This window comes from Falsiroseomonas sp. RANM36, from assembly GCF_056682175.1.
This window is the reverse complement of sequence record NZ_JBWXTD010000004.1, coordinates 160,476-162,089: the sequence shown is the minus strand read 5'-3', so window position 1 is coordinate 162,089 and position 1,614 is coordinate 160,476. Positions and strand designations below refer to the sequence as shown.

Here is a 1,614-nt window from a genome sequence, read left to right as displayed (position 1 = left end):
CTCCACGGCCGGCGGCGGGGCCGGGGGGGGGGGCGCGCCCCCCCCCCCGGGGGGCGGCGGCGGCGCACGAAGCCGCCGATCGTCGCCGTGCGCTTGGTGGAGGGCCAGAGCTTCAGCTCCCAGCCGCGTTCCCGGCACCAGAGGTCGAGGTCGATCATCTTCGCCCCGGCCTCGACCTCCACCACGCCGTCCACGATCCCGACCGGCGCCGCCATCGCGGTCATGTCGAGCAGCACGCCGCCTTCGAGCGGCACGCATTGCCCGTAATTGCCCGTGCCGCCGCCGCGCACGGTCACCGGGATGCGCCGCGCCTGGCAGGCGGCGAGCACGCGCAGCACCTCCGCCTCGTCCCGCGGGCGCGCGATCAGCTCGGCGGCCTTGCCGTCGAGCTGGCGCTTCAGGATCGGGCTGTACCAGTAGAAGTCGCGGCTCTTCTGCCGCAGCAGCGCGCGGTCCGTCGCCAGCTCCATGCCGGCGAGGTCCGCGGCGAGGCCGGCGATGTCATGCATCCGGATCGGGCTCGTTCGCCAGCCAGGCCTCCACGTCGAAGGCCGCCACTTCGGACCACAGCGCGGCCATCTTCTCCGCCGCGTAGTCCAGGATCTCCTCGCCCTGCGCGGCGGTGGCGGCGGATGCGTCGCCGACCGCGCCGGCCGGGTTCAGGTCCTGCGCCTGCCAGGCGAGCGGCGCGCCGGCCGCCGGCGCGCCGCGGGGCGCGGCGCCGGCCATCCCGGCATATCAGCGAAGCGGGCCGATTCAGACCTCGGGGGCTGAAGCCCCTCCGGTCATCGGCCCGCCTCAGCGCAGGGCGGGCGACGACAGCGCGGAGTCCAGCGCCGACGACTCCAGCCCGAAGTCGCGATAGCCCTGGCGGAGATGCGCGACATACCAATCCGCCGGCGGGCCGGGGCGATGGACCTGCTCCACATAGGTCCAGGCCTCCGTAGCGCCGCCGATCGCTTCCGGCAGGCGGATGCGGATGCGCCGGTAGATGCCGAGCGCCGTCCCCTCCGCGACATCCAGCGCGCGCAGATGCCGCGGCGTGACGCGCCAGAGGCCGAGCGGCACGAAGGCCGCCTCGTCCCGCAGGATCGAGGCGTAGCGGTTCACCACAAGCCGCCATCCCGGCAGCAGCGCGGCGCCGAGCGGCTCCGCGCCGGGGCAGCGCGACGCGTGGCGCATCCGCGCATGGTCGAGGTTGCTGCCGTAGGCGGCGTAGAGCGTCGGCGCGTCCATCGCCGGAGAGCCTCGCCCCGCTGCGCGCTTCGGGCAAGGATCGCGCGATGATCGTCGCGCTGCAGGCCTTGCCGCTGCTGCTGCTGGTGGCCCTGCTCGTCTCCGGCCGGGCCGGGCCGGTGCCGGCGGTGCTCGCCGCGCGCCTGGCCGCCCTGCCGGCGGTGCGGCTGACATTGCCGGACGGCGCCGCGCCCGCCGGTTTCCTCGCGGAGGAGACGCTGCGCGGCGCCTTCCTGGCGATGAAGCCGATCGGCGTCGTGGCCGGCGGGCTGCTGTTCCACGCGGCGGTGCAGCGCGGCCCGGCCGACGGCGCCCCCGGCCCGGGCCCCCCCCCGGGCCGCCCGGGGGCCCCCCAGCGGGCCCGCGCCCGGCGGGGCC

4 protein-coding genes are annotated in these 1,614 nt (G+C 76.7%); 1 reads left to right on the top strand and 3 read right to left on the bottom strand.

Annotated elements, in window-relative coordinates:
* The 3 genes from AC1MIR_RS14545 to AC1MIR_RS14535 form a co-directional block, all read right to left on the bottom strand.
* Positions 1-509: FAD-binding oxidoreductase (locus AC1MIR_RS14545; RefSeq protein ID WP_480028913.1), on the bottom strand; the 509-nt coding region annotated here is incomplete at its 3' end.
* Entirely contained in the window at positions 502-729 is a 228-nt protein-coding gene (locus AC1MIR_RS14540; protein WP_480028912.1) for a creatininase family protein, read from the bottom strand. The genes AC1MIR_RS14540 and AC1MIR_RS14545, both read right to left, overlap by 8 nt.
* A 69-nt stretch (positions 730-798) precedes the next feature.
* Positions 799-1,236 (bottom strand): gamma-glutamylcyclotransferase family protein, encoded by a 438-nt coding sequence (locus AC1MIR_RS14535; RefSeq protein ID WP_480028911.1) that lies wholly within the window; start codon positions 1,234-1,236, stop codon positions 799-801.
* Positions 1,237-1,283: 47 nt separating this feature from the next.
* Between AC1MIR_RS14535 and AC1MIR_RS14530 the strand changes: the two genes are divergently transcribed.
* The coding region (locus tag AC1MIR_RS14530; RefSeq protein WP_480028910.1) for a hypothetical protein at positions 1,284-1,614 on the top strand (331 nt) is incomplete at its 3' end.

Coding starts and splice junctions, on each gene's coding strand:
- AC1MIR_RS14540 (WP_480028912.1), bottom strand. CDS start 729: ATGGCCGGCGCCGCGCCCCGCGGCGCGCCGGCGGCCGGCGCGCCGCTC.
- AC1MIR_RS14535 (WP_480028911.1), bottom strand. CDS start 1,236: ATGGACGCGCCGACGCTCTACGCCGCCTACGGCAGCAACCTCGACCAT.